The sequence below is a fragment of the Acidiluteibacter sp. genome, from assembly GCF_055129545.1.
On sequence record NZ_JBSRUB010000014.1, the window covers coordinates 38,948 to 56,042 of the forward strand.

Genomic DNA, 17,095 nt, shown 5'->3' on the forward strand with positions numbered 1-17,095 from the left:
TAGCATTTCTACGTTGTTTTACCCAGCTAATATTTGTAAAATTGTGTCTTAATTTCACCCCACATCATGAATCAACCCAAGCGAATAAAAACCGCCTTAATTTCAGTGTTTTACAAGGAAAATTTAGCGCCAATCATCGAGCAATTACATGCACAAGGTGTGCAACTTTTGTCGACTGGTGGCACTAGAAAGTTTATCGAGGACTTAAATGTGCCTTGTGAAGCAGTAGAAGACCTGACTTCATACCCATCTATTTTAGGTGGACGAGTAAAAACATTGCATCCAAAAGTTTTTGGTGGAATTTTAACTAGAAGAGCAAATGAAAGCGATCAAAAAGAAATCGCAGAATTTGAAATTCCTGAAATCGACTTAGTGATTGTTGATTTATACCCGTTCGAAGAAACAGTGAATTCTGGCGCATCTGCTGAAGACATCATTGAAAAAATAGACATCGGTGGAATCTCATTAATTCGTGCTGCTGCTAAGAATTTTAACGACGTCACAATAGTAAGTTCAAGAAATCAATACACTGATTTGTTGAACATTTTGAAAGAAAAAAATGGGGAAACTTCTATCGAGGATAGAAGAAGATTTGCCGCTCAAGCATTTCAAATTTCTTCACACTACGATACTGCAATTTTCAATTACTTCAATCAAACAGAAGAAATTGAAGCATTCAAAGTAAGTGAAGAAAATGCAAACTCATTGAGATACGGAGAAAACCCTCATCAAAAAGGGACATTCTTTGGAAACTTAGATGAAATGTTCGATAAAGTTCACGGAAAAGAATTGTCATACAACAACCTTTTGGATGTTGATGCTGCAGTAAATCTTATCGGTGAGTTTACAGAAAACGGGCCAACATTCGCGATATTGAAACACAACAATGCTTGTGGAATTGCAACTCGACCAACAGTGTTAGAAGCATACGAAGCAGCATTAGCAGGCGATCCTGTCTCCGCTTTTGGTGGAATTTTAATTACCAACCAAACAATTGATAAAGCAACTGCAGAAGCTATCAACCCACTATTCTGCGAAGTAGTGATTGCTCCGGCATACGATGCTGATGCGATGGAAATTTTAACCTCTAAGAAGAATCGAATTATTTTGATTAAAAAAGAAGTGAAGTTGCCAACGATGCAATACCGTTCCATTTTAAATGGCGCTTTAGTTCAAGATAAAGATTTAGTTACTGATAAAAAAAGTAACTTTAAAACGGCAACAACAAAGGCACCGACAGAGAGAGAAAAAGAAGACTTAGAATTTGCATCTAAACTGGTAAAACAAACCAAATCCAATGCAATTATTTTGGCAAAAAACGGCCAATTATTGGCAGGAGGAACGGGTCAAACTTCAAGAGTTGACGCATTGAACCAAGCCATTAAAAAAGCTAAGGAATTCAATTTCGACTTGAATGGAGCTGTAATGGCATCAGATGCTTTTTTCCCATTTCCAGACTGTGTGGAGATTGCTAAAGGAGCTGGAATAACCGCAGTAATTCAACCAGGAGGTTCGATTAAAGATCAACTTTCTATCGACTACTGCGACGCAAATGATCTTGCAATGGTATTTACCGGCACAAGACATTTTAAACATTAATACTTTTTGATAAAACAGGATGGGAATATTTGATTTTTTCACGCAAGAAATTGCTATCGACCTAGGAACGGCGAACACATTGATTATTCACAACGACAAAGTGGTTGTGGACGAACCTTCAATTGTAGCTATGGAGAGGAGCACCGGTAAAGTTATTGCTGTAGGAAAGCGCGCGATGCAAATGCATGGAAAAACACACGAAGACATAAAAACTATTCGCCCTTTGAGGGATGGTGTTATTGCTGATTTTCAAGCTGCTGAATATATGATTCGTGGAATGATCAAAATGATTCATCCAACAAAACGTTACTTCAGCCCTTCATTGAAAATGGTTATTTGTATTCCTTCAGGAATCACAGAAGTGGAAAAAAGAGCCGTTAAAGATTCAGCAGAACATGCTGGAGGAAAAGAGGTCTACATGATTCATGAACCAATGGCAGCAGCTATCGGAATTGGTATTGATGTGTTGGAACCCATGGGTAACATGATTATTGACATCGGCGGTGGTACTTCAGAAATTGCAGTTATTGCATTGGGCGGTATTGTATGTGATAAATCAATTCGAGTTGCAGGTGATGATTTCACTAACGATATCGTTGATTACATGCGTCGTCAGCATAATTTATTAATTGGAGAAAGATCAGCTGAAAAAATTAAAATTGAAGTGGGTTCTGCATTGCCAGACCTCGAAAATCCACCAGAAGATTACGCTGTTCAAGGTAGAGATTTAATGACGGGAACCCCAAAAGAAATTGTGGTTAGCTTCAGTGAAATCGCCCATGCCTTAGACAAGTCAATTACAAAAATTGAAGCGGCAATTTTAAATGCATTGGAAATGACTCCGCCAGAACTTTCTGCAGATATCTACAGAACTGGATTGTATTTAGCAGGTGGCGGTTCATTGCTTAGAGGTTTAGATAAGCGTATTTCAATGAAAACTAAATTACCTGTTCACGTTGCCGAAGATCCATTAAGAGCGGTAGCAAGAGGAACAGGAATTGCTTTGAAAAACTCGTCAAAATTGACTTTCTTGATTCGATAGTGATTACAAAAATTAGATGAGCCAACTGTTAAATGCGAAATTTACTTGGATTTTTAAGTCGTAATATATTTTTTATATTTTTCCTCTTTTTGGAAAGTATTGCGATTTTACTATTGGTTCAAAACAATCGGTTTCAACAATCTAAATTTTTAAATTCTTCAAATTTTGTAACTGGCAGGGTCTATCAATCGGTAAATAATGCAACAAAATATCTAAACCTTGACATTGTCAACGAAGATTTAGCAACCGAAAATGCACGATTAAAAGCCGAATTAGTAGGTTCTAAAATCAAACTATTTGGAAGCAACTATATCATCAACGATACCATATATCACCAACAATTTGAATACTCCGAAACAAGTGTAATCAATAATTCGATCACAAAGGCTAACAACTACATCACCTTAGACAAAGGAAGTTACAATGGCATCCAAGAAGGTATGGGAGTGATTGGTCCCGAAGGAATTGTAGGAATTGTAAAAACGGTTTCCCCACACTTTAGTTCTGTTTTAACTGTTTTGCATTCTCAATCAAAGATCAGTGCCAAGCTAAAATCTCAAAATTATTACGGATCAATGATTTGGGATGGTAAAGATTATCAATTTGGTAAATTGATTAATATTCCAAAACACGTTAAATTGTTTTTAGGCGACACCATTGTAAGTAGCGGTTTTTCAGCAATTTTCCCCAAAGGAATTGACTTGGCGACTATCACTGGAATCGAAAAGCCATCAGGAAATAATTTTTACGACATTGATATTAAATTTATAAACGACTTTAAGAATTTAGAACAAGTGTACGTTGTAAAAAATGTATTGAAGGAAGAACAGTTGGAATTGGAACAAAACACCCAAGAAGGAGACAGCGATGATTAAACAAATTCTAAAATTTACTGTACTTTTTATATTTCTTGTTTTACTACAAGTTTTGGTGTTAAACAACATACAAATGGGTGGGTACATCAACCCTTATTTCTATGTTCTTTTTATTCTGATGCTACCCTTTGAAACGGCTAACTGGCTATTACTTATCTTAGCTTTTGTTATGGGAATCAGCATAGACACGTTTAGTAGTACTATGGGAATGCATACCTCTGCTATTCTACTCATGGCATTTTTGAGACCAGCCGTTCTAAAATTAATTGCACCGAGAGATGGGTACGATACTAACCAGTCGCCTTCTATTCAGGACTTCGATTTTCGTTGGTTTACCATTTATGTTTCCATATTGGTTTTTGCCCATCATTTTGTACTCTTTTTTATAGAAGCATTTCGCTTTAGTGATTTCTTCTTTACATTTATTAAAGTGATTTTAAGTTCCCTTCTTACTGTTGTATTGATTTTCATCAGCCAATTATTTACCTATAATTCTCAGGCAAAACGATGAATAAAAGAGCTCTAGAATCAAGAACATTGGTGTTGGGTGCGATTTTCATCATTATAGCAATCATATTTGTCATTCGCCTCTTCTTTGTTCAAGTATTAGACGACAAGTACAAACTGGATGCAGACAACAACTCGAAGCGACACATTACTGAATATCCAGCAAGAGGATTAATCTATGACCGCAATGGCAAATTGATGGTTTACAACGAGGCGGCTTATGACTTAATGGTGTTGCCGAGACAAGTTTCCAAAACATTAGATACCCTTGAGTTTTGCGATTTATTGCGCATTTCAAAAGAGCAGTTCAAAATTAAGCTAGAGAAGGCTCAGAAATTCTCCTACTATAAGCCTTCTATTTTTGAACGAGAGTTTTCTTCTGAAGAGTATGCACGAATTCAAGAACAGTTATTTAAATATCCTGGCTTCTTTGTTCAAACCCGAACATTGAGAAACTATCCGGAAAATACCGCTGCACATATAATGGGATACATTAGCGAGGTAAACACGAAAATGGTGGAAGATAATCCATACTATAAGCCTGGTGATTATATCGGTATGAGTGGGATTGAAAAATCCTATGAGGAAGAACTTCGAGGAAAACGAGGACTTCGAATTGTAATGGTAGACGTTTTCAATCGAGAAAAAGGAAAGTTTGCGGAAGGAATTTACGATTCTATCGCCGTTTCAGGAAATGACTTAACACTCACAATAGACGCTGATCTACAAGCCTATGGGGAATTATTAATGCAAAACAAAAAAGGTAGTATTGTGGCTATCGAGCCAAAAACAGGAGAAGTATTGACATTGGTTTCCTCACCTACTTATGATCCAAACTTATTGGTGGGTCGTGAGCGCTCCACTAACTATGCTGTTCTCAATCAAGATGAATTGAAACCTTTGTTCAACAGAGCACTCATGGCGAAATATCCTCCAGGCTCCACTTTTAAAAGCATTAATGCACTGATTGGTCTGCAAGAAGGTGTCATTACACCCAACACAAGATTCAGTTGTAATCGAGGATACAACTCGGGTAGATTTCACATGGGTTGCCACCCACATCCATCACCTGTAGATTTACAATATTCCATACAAACATCATGTAACTCATACTATAGCAATGTGTTTCGAACAATTTTAGATCACTATAAAAATACAGAAACAGGATATGCCAAATGGCGTGCATATGTGTTGAGTTTTGGTTTAGGTCAAAAAACTGGAATAGATTTACCCAATGAATTGAATGGATTTGTTCCTGAAGTTTCATACTATGATCGATATTATAGAAAAGGTGGATGGAGTTCCTTAACTATTGTTTCATTAGCTATTGGACAAGGGGAATTGGGGTTTACCCCTTTACAAATGGCTAATATGACAGCCACTATTGCAAATAAAGGGCATTATGTAACGCCACATATTGTTAAAAATATTGGTGACCGTAAAATTACCTCATTTAATAACGGAATAGAACGTCACGAAACTGGCATTAAGTCTATCCATTATGATAAAGTAGTAGACGCCATGTATGATGTAGTTCAGAAAGGAACGGGAACTTCGGCAAGAGTAGATTCTATAATGGTTTGTGGTAAAACAGGAACAGTACAAAACCCTCATGGAGAAGATCATTCAACTTTTATAGCCTTTGCTCCAAAAGATAATCCACAGATTGCCATAACCGTTTATGTTGAGAATGGGGTCTGGGGTTCAAGGTGGGCCGCTCCTATCGCAGGATTAATGATTGAAAAATTTCTAAAAGGAAAAGTGACCAAAAAAGACATTGAATTACGAATGATAGAAGGAAACCTTCTAAAAACAAAACCTGTTGCACATTGAGAAATAGCCCTTCCATATTCAATAATATCGATTGGTTTAGCATACTGCTTTACCTCATTCTAGTATTTGCAGGATGGCTAAATATTTATGCAGCTGTATACAACGAAGAGTTTCAAAGTATTTTTGACACCACACAATTATATGGAAAACAGTTGATTTGGATCGGAACATCCGTGGGATTGATTGTCGTGCTACTTTTTATAGATGAACGATTTTTCAACACCTTTGCCTATGTCATTTATGGTGTAATTATTTCACTGCTTGTTCTAGTCATATTAATTGGGGCTGAAACTAAGGGGGCTACTTCTTGGTTTGAAATCGGTGGGTTCAAAGTTCAACCATCTGAGTTTGCCAAATTTGCCACTGCACTAGCCGTTTCAAAATACCTCAGCACCTTGAATATTAAGATGAGTGACTTGAAAACTAAGGTAATTGCCTTGGCCATTATTTTCTTACCCTCCATTTTGATTTTAGCACAAAACGATACCGGTTCGGCTTTAGTTTATGGGGCTTTCATTTTGGTAATGTATAGAGAAGGACTTTCTGGAAATATTCTACTAATTGGTGTTTCAGCTGCTTTTCTTTTTGTAATGGCCTTGATTATGCGGAATGAAGTTTTCAATTTTCCATTTGAAATTGCAGTAGACGGAACCATTTTATTGATTGTCTGTTTGGCACTCTTTAGTGCTTTGCTCTGGTACCTCAATCGAAAATCAAAACAGATTATCTATATAGCAGTAGCCATATTAATTGGTGGTGCTGGCTTAATAAAAAGTGTGGATTATATCTTTAATAATGTATTAGAGCCGCATCAATCTAAGCGAATCAACGTGATGTTAGGTCTTGAATCTGACCCAAAAGGAGCCGGTTATAATGTAAATCAATCCTTAATTGCAATCGGCTCAGGTGGTATTGCAGGGAAAGGATTCTTAGAAGGCACTCAAACTAAATACAACTTTGTTCCTGAACAAAGCACCGATTTTATATTTTGTACAATTGGAGAAGAGTGGGGATTTTTAGGCACTTTCGTTATTATCGCTCTTTTTGTAACACTCTTGTTACGTATAATGTATTTGACTACTCGCCAACGGTCTGACTTCGCGAGAATTTATGGCTATGGAGTAGCTTGTATTCTCTTTTTCCACTTTGCCATCAATATAGGAATGACTATTGGTTTGGCTCCCGTTATTGGAATTCCATTGCCCTTCTTTTCATATGGAGGTAGCTCCTTATGGGGATTTACGATTCTTCTATTTCTGTTCTTAAAGCTAGATTCTGATCGAATGAAAGTGCTATAGGGATTAATGGTTAATTGATTGGCCAGTCGCTGAAAACAATAAACTCATGGCTAGTTTATCAATTAAAAGCAAAAAAAATTAACCAATCACAATTAATAATTGACCATTAGTTTAATTTGCAACCTCTACCACAGATACAATTTGTGGAGCCACTCTTTTAATCGTTTCCTCAACACCACCTTTCAACGTCATAGCACTCATAGAACAACTTTTACAAGCGCCTATAAATTTCACCTGAACGATATTATCCTCTGTAATGTCCATTAATTCGATGTTGCCACCGTCAGCCTCTAGGAATGGTCTCAATTGATCAATTGCTGCTTCTACCTTCGACAATAATGCTTCTTTCTCGCTCATATCAATTGATTTAATTCGTTTGTAGAACTGGTTCTACCTTTAATTGTGCTTTTACATTCTGAATGAATGCTTTCAATGCTAAGGCCTGAGGAGTATCATCTTGCAGCACTGCAGGACGACCAATATCTCCAGCTTCTCTGATGCTTTGCACCAATGGCACTTCACCTAAGAAATTAATTCCTGTGCGCTCTGCTAAGTCTTTAGCTCCGTTCTTTCCAAAAATATAGTATTTATTATCAGGCAATTCAGCAGGCGTAAAGTAGGACATATTCTCAACTACGCCTAAAACGGGCACATTGATCTCAGGCAATTTAAACATCGCTAGTGCTTTTCGCATATCCACCAACGCAATTTCTTGTGGTGTACTTACTACTACTGCTCCACTTAATGGAATTTGCTGAACCAAAGTCAAGTGAACGTCACCTGTACCTGGAGGTAAGTCGATAATCATAAAGTCTAATTCACCCCAATGTGCATCTTTAAACATTTGAGTCAATGCTTTAGTAGCCATTGGCCCTCTCCAAACTACTGCTTGATCAGGCGAAGAGAAAAATCCGATAGATAATAATTTAACGCCAAAGCTTTCAACAGGTTTAATTAACTGTGTACCATCTACCTCAATCATTGCAGGCTTTTCGTCAGCTACGTTAAACATGGCAGGAACAGATGGTCCATAAATATCAGCATCCACCAAACCTACTTTATACCCTTCTGCAGCTAAACCCGCAGCTAGATTAGACGAAATGGTTGACTTCCCTACTCCGCCCTTTCCTGATGCAACAGCAATAATGTGCTTTACACCAGGCAACATGGTTCTATGTTCTGGCTTTCGTTCATGTGCCTTAGGCATTGCGGTAATATTCACCTCTACATTGATACTATCGCCTAAATGTCTTTTAATCTGGTGTTCACAAGCTTCCTCTATGCGCTTTTTATTGTGCATCGCAGGATTGCTAATTTGCAAATCAAAACTGATGGTACTATTTTTATATTCAACCTTAGACACAAGGTTTAATTCTACGATATCTTTCTTTAAGTCAGGCTCTATCACAAAAGACAAAGCATGCATTATTTTTTCAAGAGTCACTTCCATTACTGTAAATTATGACCTCAAAATTACCAATTATTTAGACTAATTCTAAATAGAGTGCAAAGTATTAAAGCAATGCAATTGATGGGTCCCAAAAGCGATTCTTAAAGTCCTGAATTTGATCTTCAATCACAACAACTCCCTCTTTTACTAATTCATTCTCCATGGATTCTGGCGGATTAAAATGTGCTTTACCCGTCAATAAACCCAATCGATTAACTACTCGATGTGCAGGTACATATTTGGCTTGACTATGAGAAGCATTCATTGCCCAACCAACCATTCTTGAGCCACCTTTTCGACCCAAATAATTGGCAACAGCTCCATAAGATGTCACCTTGCCTGATGGAATCAATCGCACCACCTGATAGACTTGTTCAAAGAAGTCTTTATTTTCTTCAGATAGTTTGATTGTTTTTGACATTAATGCACTTTGAATTTAAGGTAATTGATCTTAAACCCTTTATCAGAAAAAATCTTTTCGTAATGCGTTTTGATGCTTAATATGTCTTTCGTGTATTGGTCGTAATTGTTTACTGCATCTCCATATAGGTCAAAAGTATGCTCCAACAATTCATAACCTCTTTCTTTGATTTCATCCAAAGTAAATCTAAAAAAGAACTCACTATCTGTTTTTAGATGAATGGTTCCACCTTTCTTCAAAAACTTTTTATAGCGCTCAATAAACAACGGACCACTTAGTCGTTTTTTTTCTTGACGATCTTTGGGTTGCGGATCCGGAAAAGTAATCCAAATCTCATCCACTTCATTTTCTGCAAAACCACCTTCTATAAACTCAATTCGAGTTCTAAAAAAGGCTACATTATTAATGCCTTCTTCTTGAGAAGTCTTCGCACCTCTCCACATTCGTGCACCTTTAATGTCGCATCCTACAAAGTTCTTCATCGGAAACTTTCGAGCCATCCCAACGCTGTATTCTCCTTTACCACATCCTAATTCCAACACTATTGGATGGTCATTTTTAAATACTTCCTTGTGCCAATTCCCTTTGGTGTGGTAATCTTTTCTAAAAATCTCTTCTGTCTCCGGTTCGAAAACATTCGGAAACGTTTTCATCTCTGCAAAGTGCGCTAACTTCTGCTTTCCTGCCATCTAATTCCCTCTTCTAATTTTGGTTCCAGTCTAACAAATCATCCATGGTTTGTACTGCAACTGCATGGTAATTTGGTCGTGCTTTCTTGTATATTTCTCTTGCTGCCGCCTTTGAAGGATCAGCAGTAATCAATGACTTATAAATTGGAGTTAAAAACTTTCTACGACCTACGCTTACCAAGAAAGATTCAATAGCTGGCTTCGCTTCCTTGTAATTATTAGGTATAACTTTCACGAACCAAGCAGCTAAAATTTCAGAATTTCCAGATTTAGTAAACCCAAACGATTTATCTAGTGTCGCCATTTGCTCTTGACTCATTGTTTCTGGCAAGTTTCTTAAGAAATGCAACCACTCATGTGTCGACCATTTATCAGTCGCCAATGAAGCTGGGGTTGCTCCGTCCTTCCATTTTGTTAATTCTCCTTCTACTTTAGCAAATCGATCAGAAACTATTTTAGGACAATTAGCAGGTAATCCAGGATTGTAAATCCACTCGTTCAAATTCACTGTTTCTTGCCATTTAGCGTTTTTACTCAACAACTCTTTATTGATATATTCTACAAAACCCTCAGTGGTCATCGATTTAAATGCATACGTATCGAAATATGTTTTCAAGAAGGAATCGAACTCTTCTCTTCCTACTGTTTGCTCGATCAATTTTAATAAATAGAATCCTTTATCATATGCGATACTCGTCATCCCTTCATCAGGGTCTTGTCCTGCTAAATCCAACTTTAATTTAGTTCGTGGGCTTTCCTTTCCGAAGTCTTCTATTTCTGATTGCAAATCTTGATATGAAATCAAAGCCAACATATTGGCGTAATCTGCACCATAGACTTGTTCCATGATTCTATTTTCAAAATACACGGTAAAACCTTCGTTCAACCAGAAGTCGTTCCAATTGTAATTGGTTACTAAGTTGCCAGACCAAGAATGAGCCAATTCATGCGCAATCAAGGATGTCAATGATTTATCCCCGGCTAAAATAGTTGGAGTAGCAAAAGTTAAACGTGGATTCTCCATCCCTCCAAAAGGAAAACTAGGAGGCAATACCAATACGTCGTATTTTCCCCAACGGTAAGCGCCGTATAAAGCTTCAGCACTGTCAACCATTTCTTGCATGTCTTCAAACTCAGCAACCGATTTGGCCAACATACTTGGTTCAGCATAGATTCCTGTATTTCTTCCAACAGATTGGTATTTTAAATTTCCAACCGACAATGCCATCAGATAAGAAGGAATCGCATACTCCATTTGAAAATCATACATCCCATTTACCATGGTATCTGTAGGATTATAGGCACTCATCAAGGCCATCATCTGACTAGGCACTTTTACTCGTGCATTATACGTAAATCGGATACCCGGACTATCCTGACAAGGAATCCAAGTTCGTGCTAAAATTGCTTGAGATTGAGTAAATAGAAAAGGATGTGTTTTATCAGCAGTTTGTTCTTTGGTCAACCACTGCAATGCATCCGATTTATCTGTTGTTCTGTAATAAATTCTAACAACATCAGTATTTGGTGTAATGCTCACCACCAACTTCTGCCCCATATACTTAATTTCGGGCTCTAATATAAAGGTTCCTAGTTCATCATTGTTACCTATAGTAACATAATCAATTTTCAGTCCTTTGGTATCAAAAATAACTTCAGATGCCCCTGTTTTATTCTCGATTGTCCACTTTGCAGTAGCCGTAATCATAGAGGAGTCAAAATCTACATTCGCCGACCAATCTAGGTGTTTTACTACCACTTCATCGGGTTTTGCAAAAGTATGAGGATCGCTGGTTTCCATTACTATTGGTTTAGTTTCATTGTTGGTTGTCTCTTTTTGATTTTTAGTATTTGAATCACAAGAAATCAAAGCAATAGACAAAAGAAGTACGGTGGTTAATTGTTTAATCATGGTATTTAAATTAGTGCAGTGAAATTACTAAATCTTCCATGTAAATACCACACAATCGACTTAACATTCACTTAACATTTGGTTAATTGATTCATAATTCTAAATTAACGCAAGAAACAAATAGCGGGACTAATTTTGATTTATAATTAAAACAAACTATGAAAAACATCGTTTTAACAACAGTAATCATCTTAGCAACTTCTTTCACCGCATTAGCAGGTGGTAAAAACACATCTACTACAACTGTAAAAGGAAAAGTATTGGATACCAATAATGAAGTTATTGCAGGTGCATTAGTTTCTGTAGAAGGAATGAATGAAAAAGTATACACTGATTTTGATGGAAATTTTGAAATCAATACTACATCAGGAAAATCGGTTAAAGTTTCTTTTGTTTCTTATGAAGATAAGAGCATAGAAGTAACTTCAATTGAAAATGAAATGACAATCGTTTTAGACGAAAAATAAATACAATCAAACTTTTTATTAAAGGCAATGCTGATACCAGCATTGCCTTTTTTTATATTAAGCTTTCTTACAATGTTATCTAAATGTTAAGAATTTATTATCTTTGTATCAATAAGGATATAATTTTAGAATCATGAAAAAAGGGATAGCACTGATAGGGATAGCATTAATAACTTTAGGAAGTTTATTTGCTCAAGAAAATATTAAAAAAACAGGTGAACTATACACCAAAGACGGAAAGCCATTCACAGGAGAATATAAAGAGCAGTTTGAGAATAAAGCTACAAAAGCAATCTACAACATCACCAAAGGAGAATTAGATGGTAAAGTGGTTTACTTTTATAAGAATGGAGCTAAAAAAGAACAAGGAAAATATTCAAACAATCAAAAAGATGGTGAGTGGATTCGTTGGGATGAAAACGGCACAATGACCGCTAAAGCATATTACAACGGAGGCCAGAAGGATGGAAAGTGGTTCATCTGGGATGAGAATGGTAAGATGAGATATCAGATGGTATATGCTAATGGTGAAAAAATAGACACCTGGTACATGTGGGATGAGAATGAGAATTTAATCTCAGAAAAGACTTTTTAATCAGAAGCTAAATCAACAAAAAAAGGTCGACTCAATAATTTGAGTCGACCTTTTTTATTTTTCTTATAATTGAACGTTAAAACTTATATCCAAATCCCAATACAAATAATCTATTCGGAGTAAAGCTAGAAAACACCTCGTCATTTGTTTTATAGGCTTCATAAAATTTCTCTCGTTTATCATTCAAGATATTCTCAGCAGTAAAACTAACACTTGCTTTCTTCTCTTTCCCCAGTGACTTAGATAATTTAAGGTTTAAACTGTTAAATGGTTGCTCGAAAACGTTTGGATTTCTTGCAATTCCAACTACCGCCAATCTTTTACCTTGAACATTATAGCTTAAATTGGCATCGAAGCCTAAACTATCATTTTTATAGCCTACATATACATTTACTACATAAGGAGACTGCCCTTGAAGCTGTCTATACTTATCAATTTTCTCCCCTTCTCTTTTATTTAAAACTCGTTCGTCGTATTCAGATAAGTCATCATCTGTTCCAATAACGCCATCAGGACCGGGAGCGAATATCTTACGACGATCTAATTGAGAGTATACATAAGTGAAGTTCGCACCAACGCTGTATTCCTTTAAAGAGGTTGATATAAACTCTAAACTTTTCCTAGCATCTAATTCAAAACCATAAACAGAAGCATCTGAAGAATTTCTAGGAGTAACACTAGTAGGAGCAGTTTGATCGTATGCAACAATTTCAATTGGATTTTTAAACTGCTTATAAAATAAACTTGCTGAAACCAATTCACCTCTCGGAAAGAACATCTCCCATCTAAAATCGTAATTTGTAATTTCAGTTTGTTTTACATCTAGGTTACCAAAAAATGAACGACCAGTCAACGCATCAATGATCTCAGCCCCAGACTTTTCTTTAAATGAAGGTCGAGCAACCGTTTGCGAGAAATTTACCCTCAAATTCATATCTTCAGCTACGGTATACACTGCACCTAAAGAGGGAAGGAAATTTAATTCATCCAACACCTTCTCATCATTAAAAATATCTGTTTCAGGATTATTTACTACTTGTTTTTGTCCAGTATAGTTTATACTAAATTGTTCTACTCGAACCCCACCTATCACTTTTAAAATATTAGTAATAGGTAGCTCTAACATTGCATAGGCCGCAAGGTTATTTGATGATGAAGTATACAAGTTATTTGGCTGTTCCACACCTTCCGCTCTAATTCCTTTTCCGGTTTGAGGGTTATAAATATTCTCATCAACTAGGATATCATTGGGGTCAAGACTTTGGTAATTTTTCTTAGTCCCATCTTCTTCCATTCGGTAACTAATTACATCAAAATCTCTATTTTTATAGGTATAAGCCAGACCAGATTTCAATACAGCTTTCTCACCAGACCATTGATTAAAGGTATATTTCACATCAAATCTATTACCAAGACTATACTCAGTAAGACTTCTGTAAATTCTATTGACTAACCCACCATTACCCCCACTAATATTTACAACTTGATCATCGATTGCAAAAACAGTTTGCCTGAAGTCCGGCTCTTTATTTAACGCTAATGTCGGCGAAGTTTTGAATGTTAATTCTAAACTTTTCTCAGGAAGATATTGCTTAAATGTTAATAGCGCATTAGTAATACTTCTTTGGTTGTAATACAATACGTGCTTCTGAAGATCTAATGGTTGATTACTTGGATAACCTGTTTCTGTAGCGTCTAGCAATGAAGCCTGCTTAACTGAATTCTGCAAATGCATAAAAGCTAGAGATAAACTGGTATTCTTTCGCTTTACAGATCCACTCGCGAATGCACTCCAAAACACTTCTTCTTGACCTACTTCTCCAGAATCTCTCTTCACTAATCGCAAGGCATTAATCGAATCATTTGCATCTGTAGCATATTCAGAAATAGTAAAATCATCATAAAATTTATACGATATACTATAATTAGCCGCCAAGTTATAACCAAAGGTATACTTCTCTTTATTAATCTGATTGGCAATGCTGTAACCCAAACTAGTATTTAATAAGCTTGTCTTCCGCATCGTACCCATCACAGGGTCAAATGCTGAAGTTAAATCGGAAAGTTTCTGACGATCTTGAAATTGCAAACCTGCTAAATCAATTTCTCTATCAATTGGAATTTCTCTTGATCCTGCACCAAAAGCTAAATAATCAGCTCCGGTAGATTCGTAGGAAAGAAAATTACTATTTAGATTTACTCCCGGACTAAAGCCTAAGGCAACTGAAACACTTGACGCCTTTTGATCTACAAAATCCTTTGTAACTATATCAACCGAACCACCTGTAAAATCACCTGATAAGTCAGGAGTAAATGTTTTAAAAACTGAAATATTATCAATTAGGTTAGTTGGAAAAATGTCCATTTGAATTGAGTTTCTATCGGGATCTAATCCAGGAATTTCCATTCCATTTAGCGTCGTTTTAGTATATCGATCACCTAATCCTCTAACAAACACATACTTTCCACCTTCAACAGTGACACCAGTTACACGTTTTATTGCAGCTCCTGCATCGCCATCACCTACTTTTTTAAACGTTTGAGAAGAAATTCCATCCATTACGTTGGCAGACTTTTTTTGCATAGTCGCCATGGCACTTTCATTATTTCTGCTTCTAGACGCGACGATAACAACCTCATCGGCTTGAATTGCATCAGGTTTTAACCTTAGGTTCCCTAACGCATTCACCTCACCGGCTTTCACTTTCACCTCATTCACCACTAATTTTGCAAATGATATATAGCTAATCTCTAAAGTATAAGTACCAGCATCTACAGGTATATTAAATTGCCCATCTAAATCAGTAGAAGTTCCCGTCATGGTTCCTCCAATGATAACGTTCACTCCAATTAAGGTTTCTCCTGTTAAGTCATCTATAACCGTACCTCTAATAGTTCCCTTTTGTGCAGTTAGATTAATCATTAAAAGAGTAGCAATACCAGCTAAAAGTAAATGTTTTACACTCATCTTATATATATTATTTTGAGACTGCAATATTAACACAAAGCCCCCTCACCGCAATGGCAAGGGGGCTTTATTTACATAAACTTAATATAGTTAACGTTGTCTTAAAAGTCGTTCAATAAACCTTTATTGTCAGCCATTGTCCAACCTAAGAATTTAGATTTGTCAAAAGATGGCGCTACAGTACCTAAAACATTAAGGTCTAAAGCAAACTCATTGTCAAAATTAAATCCTGCAGGAGGAGTTGTTGCTTTATCAGCAGAGATATCAGCTAAAGAAACTCCATTTGGCGCATTAAATACACAACCGCTCATCAATAAATCACCATTCGCATAGTTTGCAGAAACTCCATCGTTGTCTAATTCAACATCAGCAGAAGCATCAAATCCAAAGAAATATAAATTTTGAACAGTACCTCTAGCATCAGATCTAAAATCTGCATACTCACCAGTTCCTGCACCTTTTAATTTACCACCTGAGATTGTAAATTTATTAGGACTAACAGCTGTACCTTCAGGACCATCAATTTCTAATGCATGATCAGAATCAGCACCTGCGATATAAACAACATTAGTAATTGTACCAGAATATGCTTGATCAACATCATAAGCATCATCACCTTGATAAGCTACTAAAGCATTTGTAACATTTACACTTCCACCAAAGAATTCAATACCATCATCAAGGTTTCCAACAACCTCAATGTTGTTAATTGTAGTTCCGCTTCCAACACCACCTAATGTCAAACCGTTGATTTCATTACCTCCACCTGGCACTAACTCTACACCACCATGACGAATAGAAACATACTGCAACGAACCTGAGTTGTCACCAGGAGTTGATCCTCCATAAATACCTTCTGCATCACTTGCCGGAATACCTTCTATTCTAGCAGTAGTTCCTGTAGCAGGCGAGATAGGAGCACTTCCTAAAATAATCAAACCTGCCCAAAGACCTTTAGCGTCATTATCTAAGTTAGTACCTACTTTCTGACCAATGCAAATGTTGTCATAAATAGAAGTAAAAATAATTGGAGAAGAAGCAGTTCCTTTTGCTTCGATTTTTGCTCCTTGTGCAATAACTAATGGTTTAGCATTTGCTTCCGATCCAGCACCACCTTTAATAATTGTTCCTGCCTCAATAGTCAATGTCGCACCGTTTTTAACAATTACTCTATTGTTCAAAACATAAATATTAGCTGCAGACCACGTAGTACTAGAAGTAATATCCCCTTCCACAAACACTAAAGGATTACTACAAATATTCACGACTCCTCTATTGTCAGTTGGTTTTGGTTCATCTTTCTTTTCATCTTTACAAGAAGAGAAAGTAGCGGCCATTGCAGTAGCAAAGAATACAGCTACTAATGCGTTTTTGGTTAATTTTAAATTTTTCATCTTTTTTAAATAATTAGTTTTCAATTTGATTTTTTTCACTCCGCA

At 36.4% G+C, this 17,095-nt stretch carries 15 protein-coding genes; 8 read left to right on the top strand and 7 right to left on the bottom strand.

Going from position 1 to position 17,095, the window contains the following annotated elements:
- Positions 1–66: 66 nt before the first annotated feature.
- The 6 genes from purH (at position 67) to rodA (ending at position 7,154) form a co-directional block, all read left to right on the top strand.
- Positions 67–1,599: a bifunctional phosphoribosylaminoimidazolecarboxamide formyltransferase/IMP cyclohydrolase gene (gene purH, locus ACTB0X_RS09070; RefSeq protein WP_463024691.1), complete on the top strand. Its 1,533-nt coding sequence runs from the start codon at positions 67–69 to the stop codon at positions 1,597–1,599.
- A 19-nt stretch (positions 1,600–1,618) separates the two neighbouring features.
- Entirely contained in the window at positions 1,619–2,641 is a 1,023-nt protein-coding gene (locus ACTB0X_RS09075; RefSeq protein WP_463024692.1) for a rod shape-determining protein, read from the top strand.
- Between the two features lie 32 nt (positions 2,642–2,673).
- Positions 2,674–3,516: a rod shape-determining protein MreC gene (mreC, locus tag ACTB0X_RS09080; protein WP_463024693.1), complete on the top strand. Its 843-nt coding sequence runs from the start codon at positions 2,674–2,676 to the stop codon at positions 3,514–3,516.
- A gap of 73 nt (positions 3,517–3,589) precedes the next feature.
- A complete protein-coding gene (locus ACTB0X_RS09085) occupies positions 3,590–4,027 on the top strand; it encodes a rod shape-determining protein MreD (RefSeq protein WP_463024694.1) in 438 nt (145 codons plus the stop codon).
- Positions 4,024–5,856 (top strand): penicillin-binding protein 2, encoded by a 1,833-nt coding sequence (gene mrdA, locus ACTB0X_RS09090; protein WP_463024695.1) that lies wholly within the window; start codon positions 4,024–4,026, stop codon positions 5,854–5,856. The genes ACTB0X_RS09085 and mrdA overlap by 4 nt, the downstream gene beginning before the upstream one ends.
- A complete protein-coding gene (gene rodA / locus ACTB0X_RS09095; RefSeq protein ID WP_463024696.1) occupies positions 5,853–7,154 on the top strand; it encodes a rod shape-determining protein RodA in 1,302 nt (433 codons plus the stop codon). The genes mrdA and rodA overlap by 4 nt, the downstream gene beginning before the upstream one ends.
- Positions 7,155–7,265: 111 nt before the next feature.
- Here the strand turns inward: rodA and ACTB0X_RS09100 are convergent, their stop codons facing one another.
- The 5 genes from ACTB0X_RS09100 to ACTB0X_RS09120 form a co-directional block, all read right to left on the bottom strand.
- A complete protein-coding gene (locus ACTB0X_RS09100) occupies positions 7,266–7,511 on the bottom strand; it encodes a NifU family protein (RefSeq protein WP_463024697.1) in 246 nt (81 codons plus the stop codon).
- Positions 7,512–7,521: 10 nt separating this feature from the next.
- On the bottom strand, positions 7,522–8,604 hold the full coding sequence (locus ACTB0X_RS09105) for an Mrp/NBP35 family ATP-binding protein (protein WP_463024698.1): 1,083 nt from the start codon (positions 8,602–8,604) through the stop codon (positions 7,522–7,524).
- Between the two features lie 64 nt (positions 8,605–8,668).
- Positions 8,669–9,025: an MGMT family protein gene (locus tag ACTB0X_RS09110; protein WP_463024699.1), complete on the bottom strand. Its 357-nt coding sequence runs from the start codon at positions 9,023–9,025 to the stop codon at positions 8,669–8,671.
- A complete protein-coding gene (gene trmB, locus ACTB0X_RS09115) occupies positions 9,025–9,714 on the bottom strand; it encodes a tRNA (guanosine(46)-N7)-methyltransferase TrmB (protein WP_463024700.1) in 690 nt (229 codons plus the stop codon). Before trmB ends, ACTB0X_RS09110 begins: the two co-directional genes overlap by 1 nt.
- Before the next feature lie 13 nt (positions 9,715–9,727).
- Positions 9,728–11,626, bottom strand: a complete 1,899-nt coding sequence (locus ACTB0X_RS09120) for a M1 family metallopeptidase (RefSeq protein ID WP_463024701.1) — start codon at positions 11,624–11,626, stop codon at positions 9,728–9,730.
- Positions 11,627–11,784: 158 nt separating this feature from the next.
- Here ACTB0X_RS09120 and ACTB0X_RS09125 point away from each other — a divergent pair, with 158 nt between their 5' ends.
- A complete protein-coding gene (locus tag ACTB0X_RS09125) occupies positions 11,785–12,093 on the top strand; it encodes a carboxypeptidase-like regulatory domain-containing protein (RefSeq protein WP_463024702.1) in 309 nt (102 codons plus the stop codon).
- Positions 12,094–12,226: 133 nt separating this feature from the next.
- A complete protein-coding gene (locus ACTB0X_RS09130) occupies positions 12,227–12,688 on the top strand; it encodes a toxin-antitoxin system YwqK family antitoxin (protein WP_463024703.1) in 462 nt (153 codons plus the stop codon).
- A gap of 76 nt (positions 12,689–12,764) precedes the next feature.
- Here the strand turns inward: ACTB0X_RS09130 and ACTB0X_RS09135 are convergent, their stop codons facing one another.
- Both ACTB0X_RS09135 and ACTB0X_RS09140 read right to left on the bottom strand, forming a co-directional pair.
- The gene (locus tag ACTB0X_RS09135; protein ID WP_463024704.1) at positions 12,765–15,656 is read right to left on the bottom strand and encodes a TonB-dependent receptor; all 2,892 of its coding nucleotides are present in this window, start codon (positions 15,654–15,656) and stop codon (positions 12,765–12,767) included.
- A 101-nt stretch (positions 15,657–15,757) separates the two neighbouring features.
- A complete protein-coding gene (locus ACTB0X_RS09140; protein ID WP_463024705.1) occupies positions 15,758–17,050 on the bottom strand; it encodes a hypothetical protein in 1,293 nt (430 codons plus the stop codon).
- Positions 17,051–17,095 lie beyond the last annotated feature (45 nt).

Bases quoted from the DNA above. Each gene is read 5' to 3' on its own strand.
- purH (WP_463024691.1), top strand. From the start codon at position 67: ATGAATCAACCCAAGCGAATAAAAACCGCCTTAATTTCAGTGTTTTAC.
- ACTB0X_RS09075 (WP_463024692.1), top strand. From the start codon at position 1,619: ATGGGAATATTTGATTTTTTCACGCAAGAAATTGCTATCGACCTAGGA.
- mreC (WP_463024693.1), top strand. From the start codon at position 2,674: ATGCGAAATTTACTTGGATTTTTAAGTCGTAATATATTTTTTATATTT.
- ACTB0X_RS09085 (WP_463024694.1), top strand. From the start codon at position 3,590: ATGGGTGGGTACATCAACCCTTATTTCTATGTTCTTTTTATTCTGATG.
- mrdA (WP_463024695.1), top strand. From the start codon at position 4,024: ATGAATAAAAGAGCTCTAGAATCAAGAACATTGGTGTTGGGTGCGATT.
- ACTB0X_RS09100 (WP_463024697.1), bottom strand. From the start codon at position 7,511: ATGAGCGAGAAAGAAGCATTATTGTCGAAGGTAGAAGCAGCAATTGAT.
- ACTB0X_RS09105 (WP_463024698.1), bottom strand. From the start codon at position 8,604: ATGGAAGTGACTCTTGAAAAAATAATGCATGCTTTGTCTTTTGTGATA.
- ACTB0X_RS09110 (WP_463024699.1), bottom strand. From the start codon at position 9,025: ATGTCAAAAACAATCAAACTATCTGAAGAAAATAAAGACTTCTTTGAA.
- trmB (WP_463024700.1), bottom strand. From the start codon at position 9,714: ATGGCAGGAAAGCAGAAGTTAGCGCACTTTGCAGAGATGAAAACGTTT.
- ACTB0X_RS09120 (WP_463024701.1), bottom strand. From the start codon at position 11,626: ATGATTAAACAATTAACCACCGTACTTCTTTTGTCTATTGCTTTGATT.
- ACTB0X_RS09125 (WP_463024702.1), top strand. From the start codon at position 11,785: ATGAAAAACATCGTTTTAACAACAGTAATCATCTTAGCAACTTCTTTC.
- ACTB0X_RS09130 (WP_463024703.1), top strand. From the start codon at position 12,227: ATGAAAAAAGGGATAGCACTGATAGGGATAGCATTAATAACTTTAGGA.
- ACTB0X_RS09135 (WP_463024704.1), bottom strand. From the start codon at position 15,656: ATGAGTGTAAAACATTTACTTTTAGCTGGTATTGCTACTCTTTTAATG.
- ACTB0X_RS09140 (WP_463024705.1), bottom strand. From the start codon at position 17,050: ATGAAAAATTTAAAATTAACCAAAAACGCATTAGTAGCTGTATTCTTT.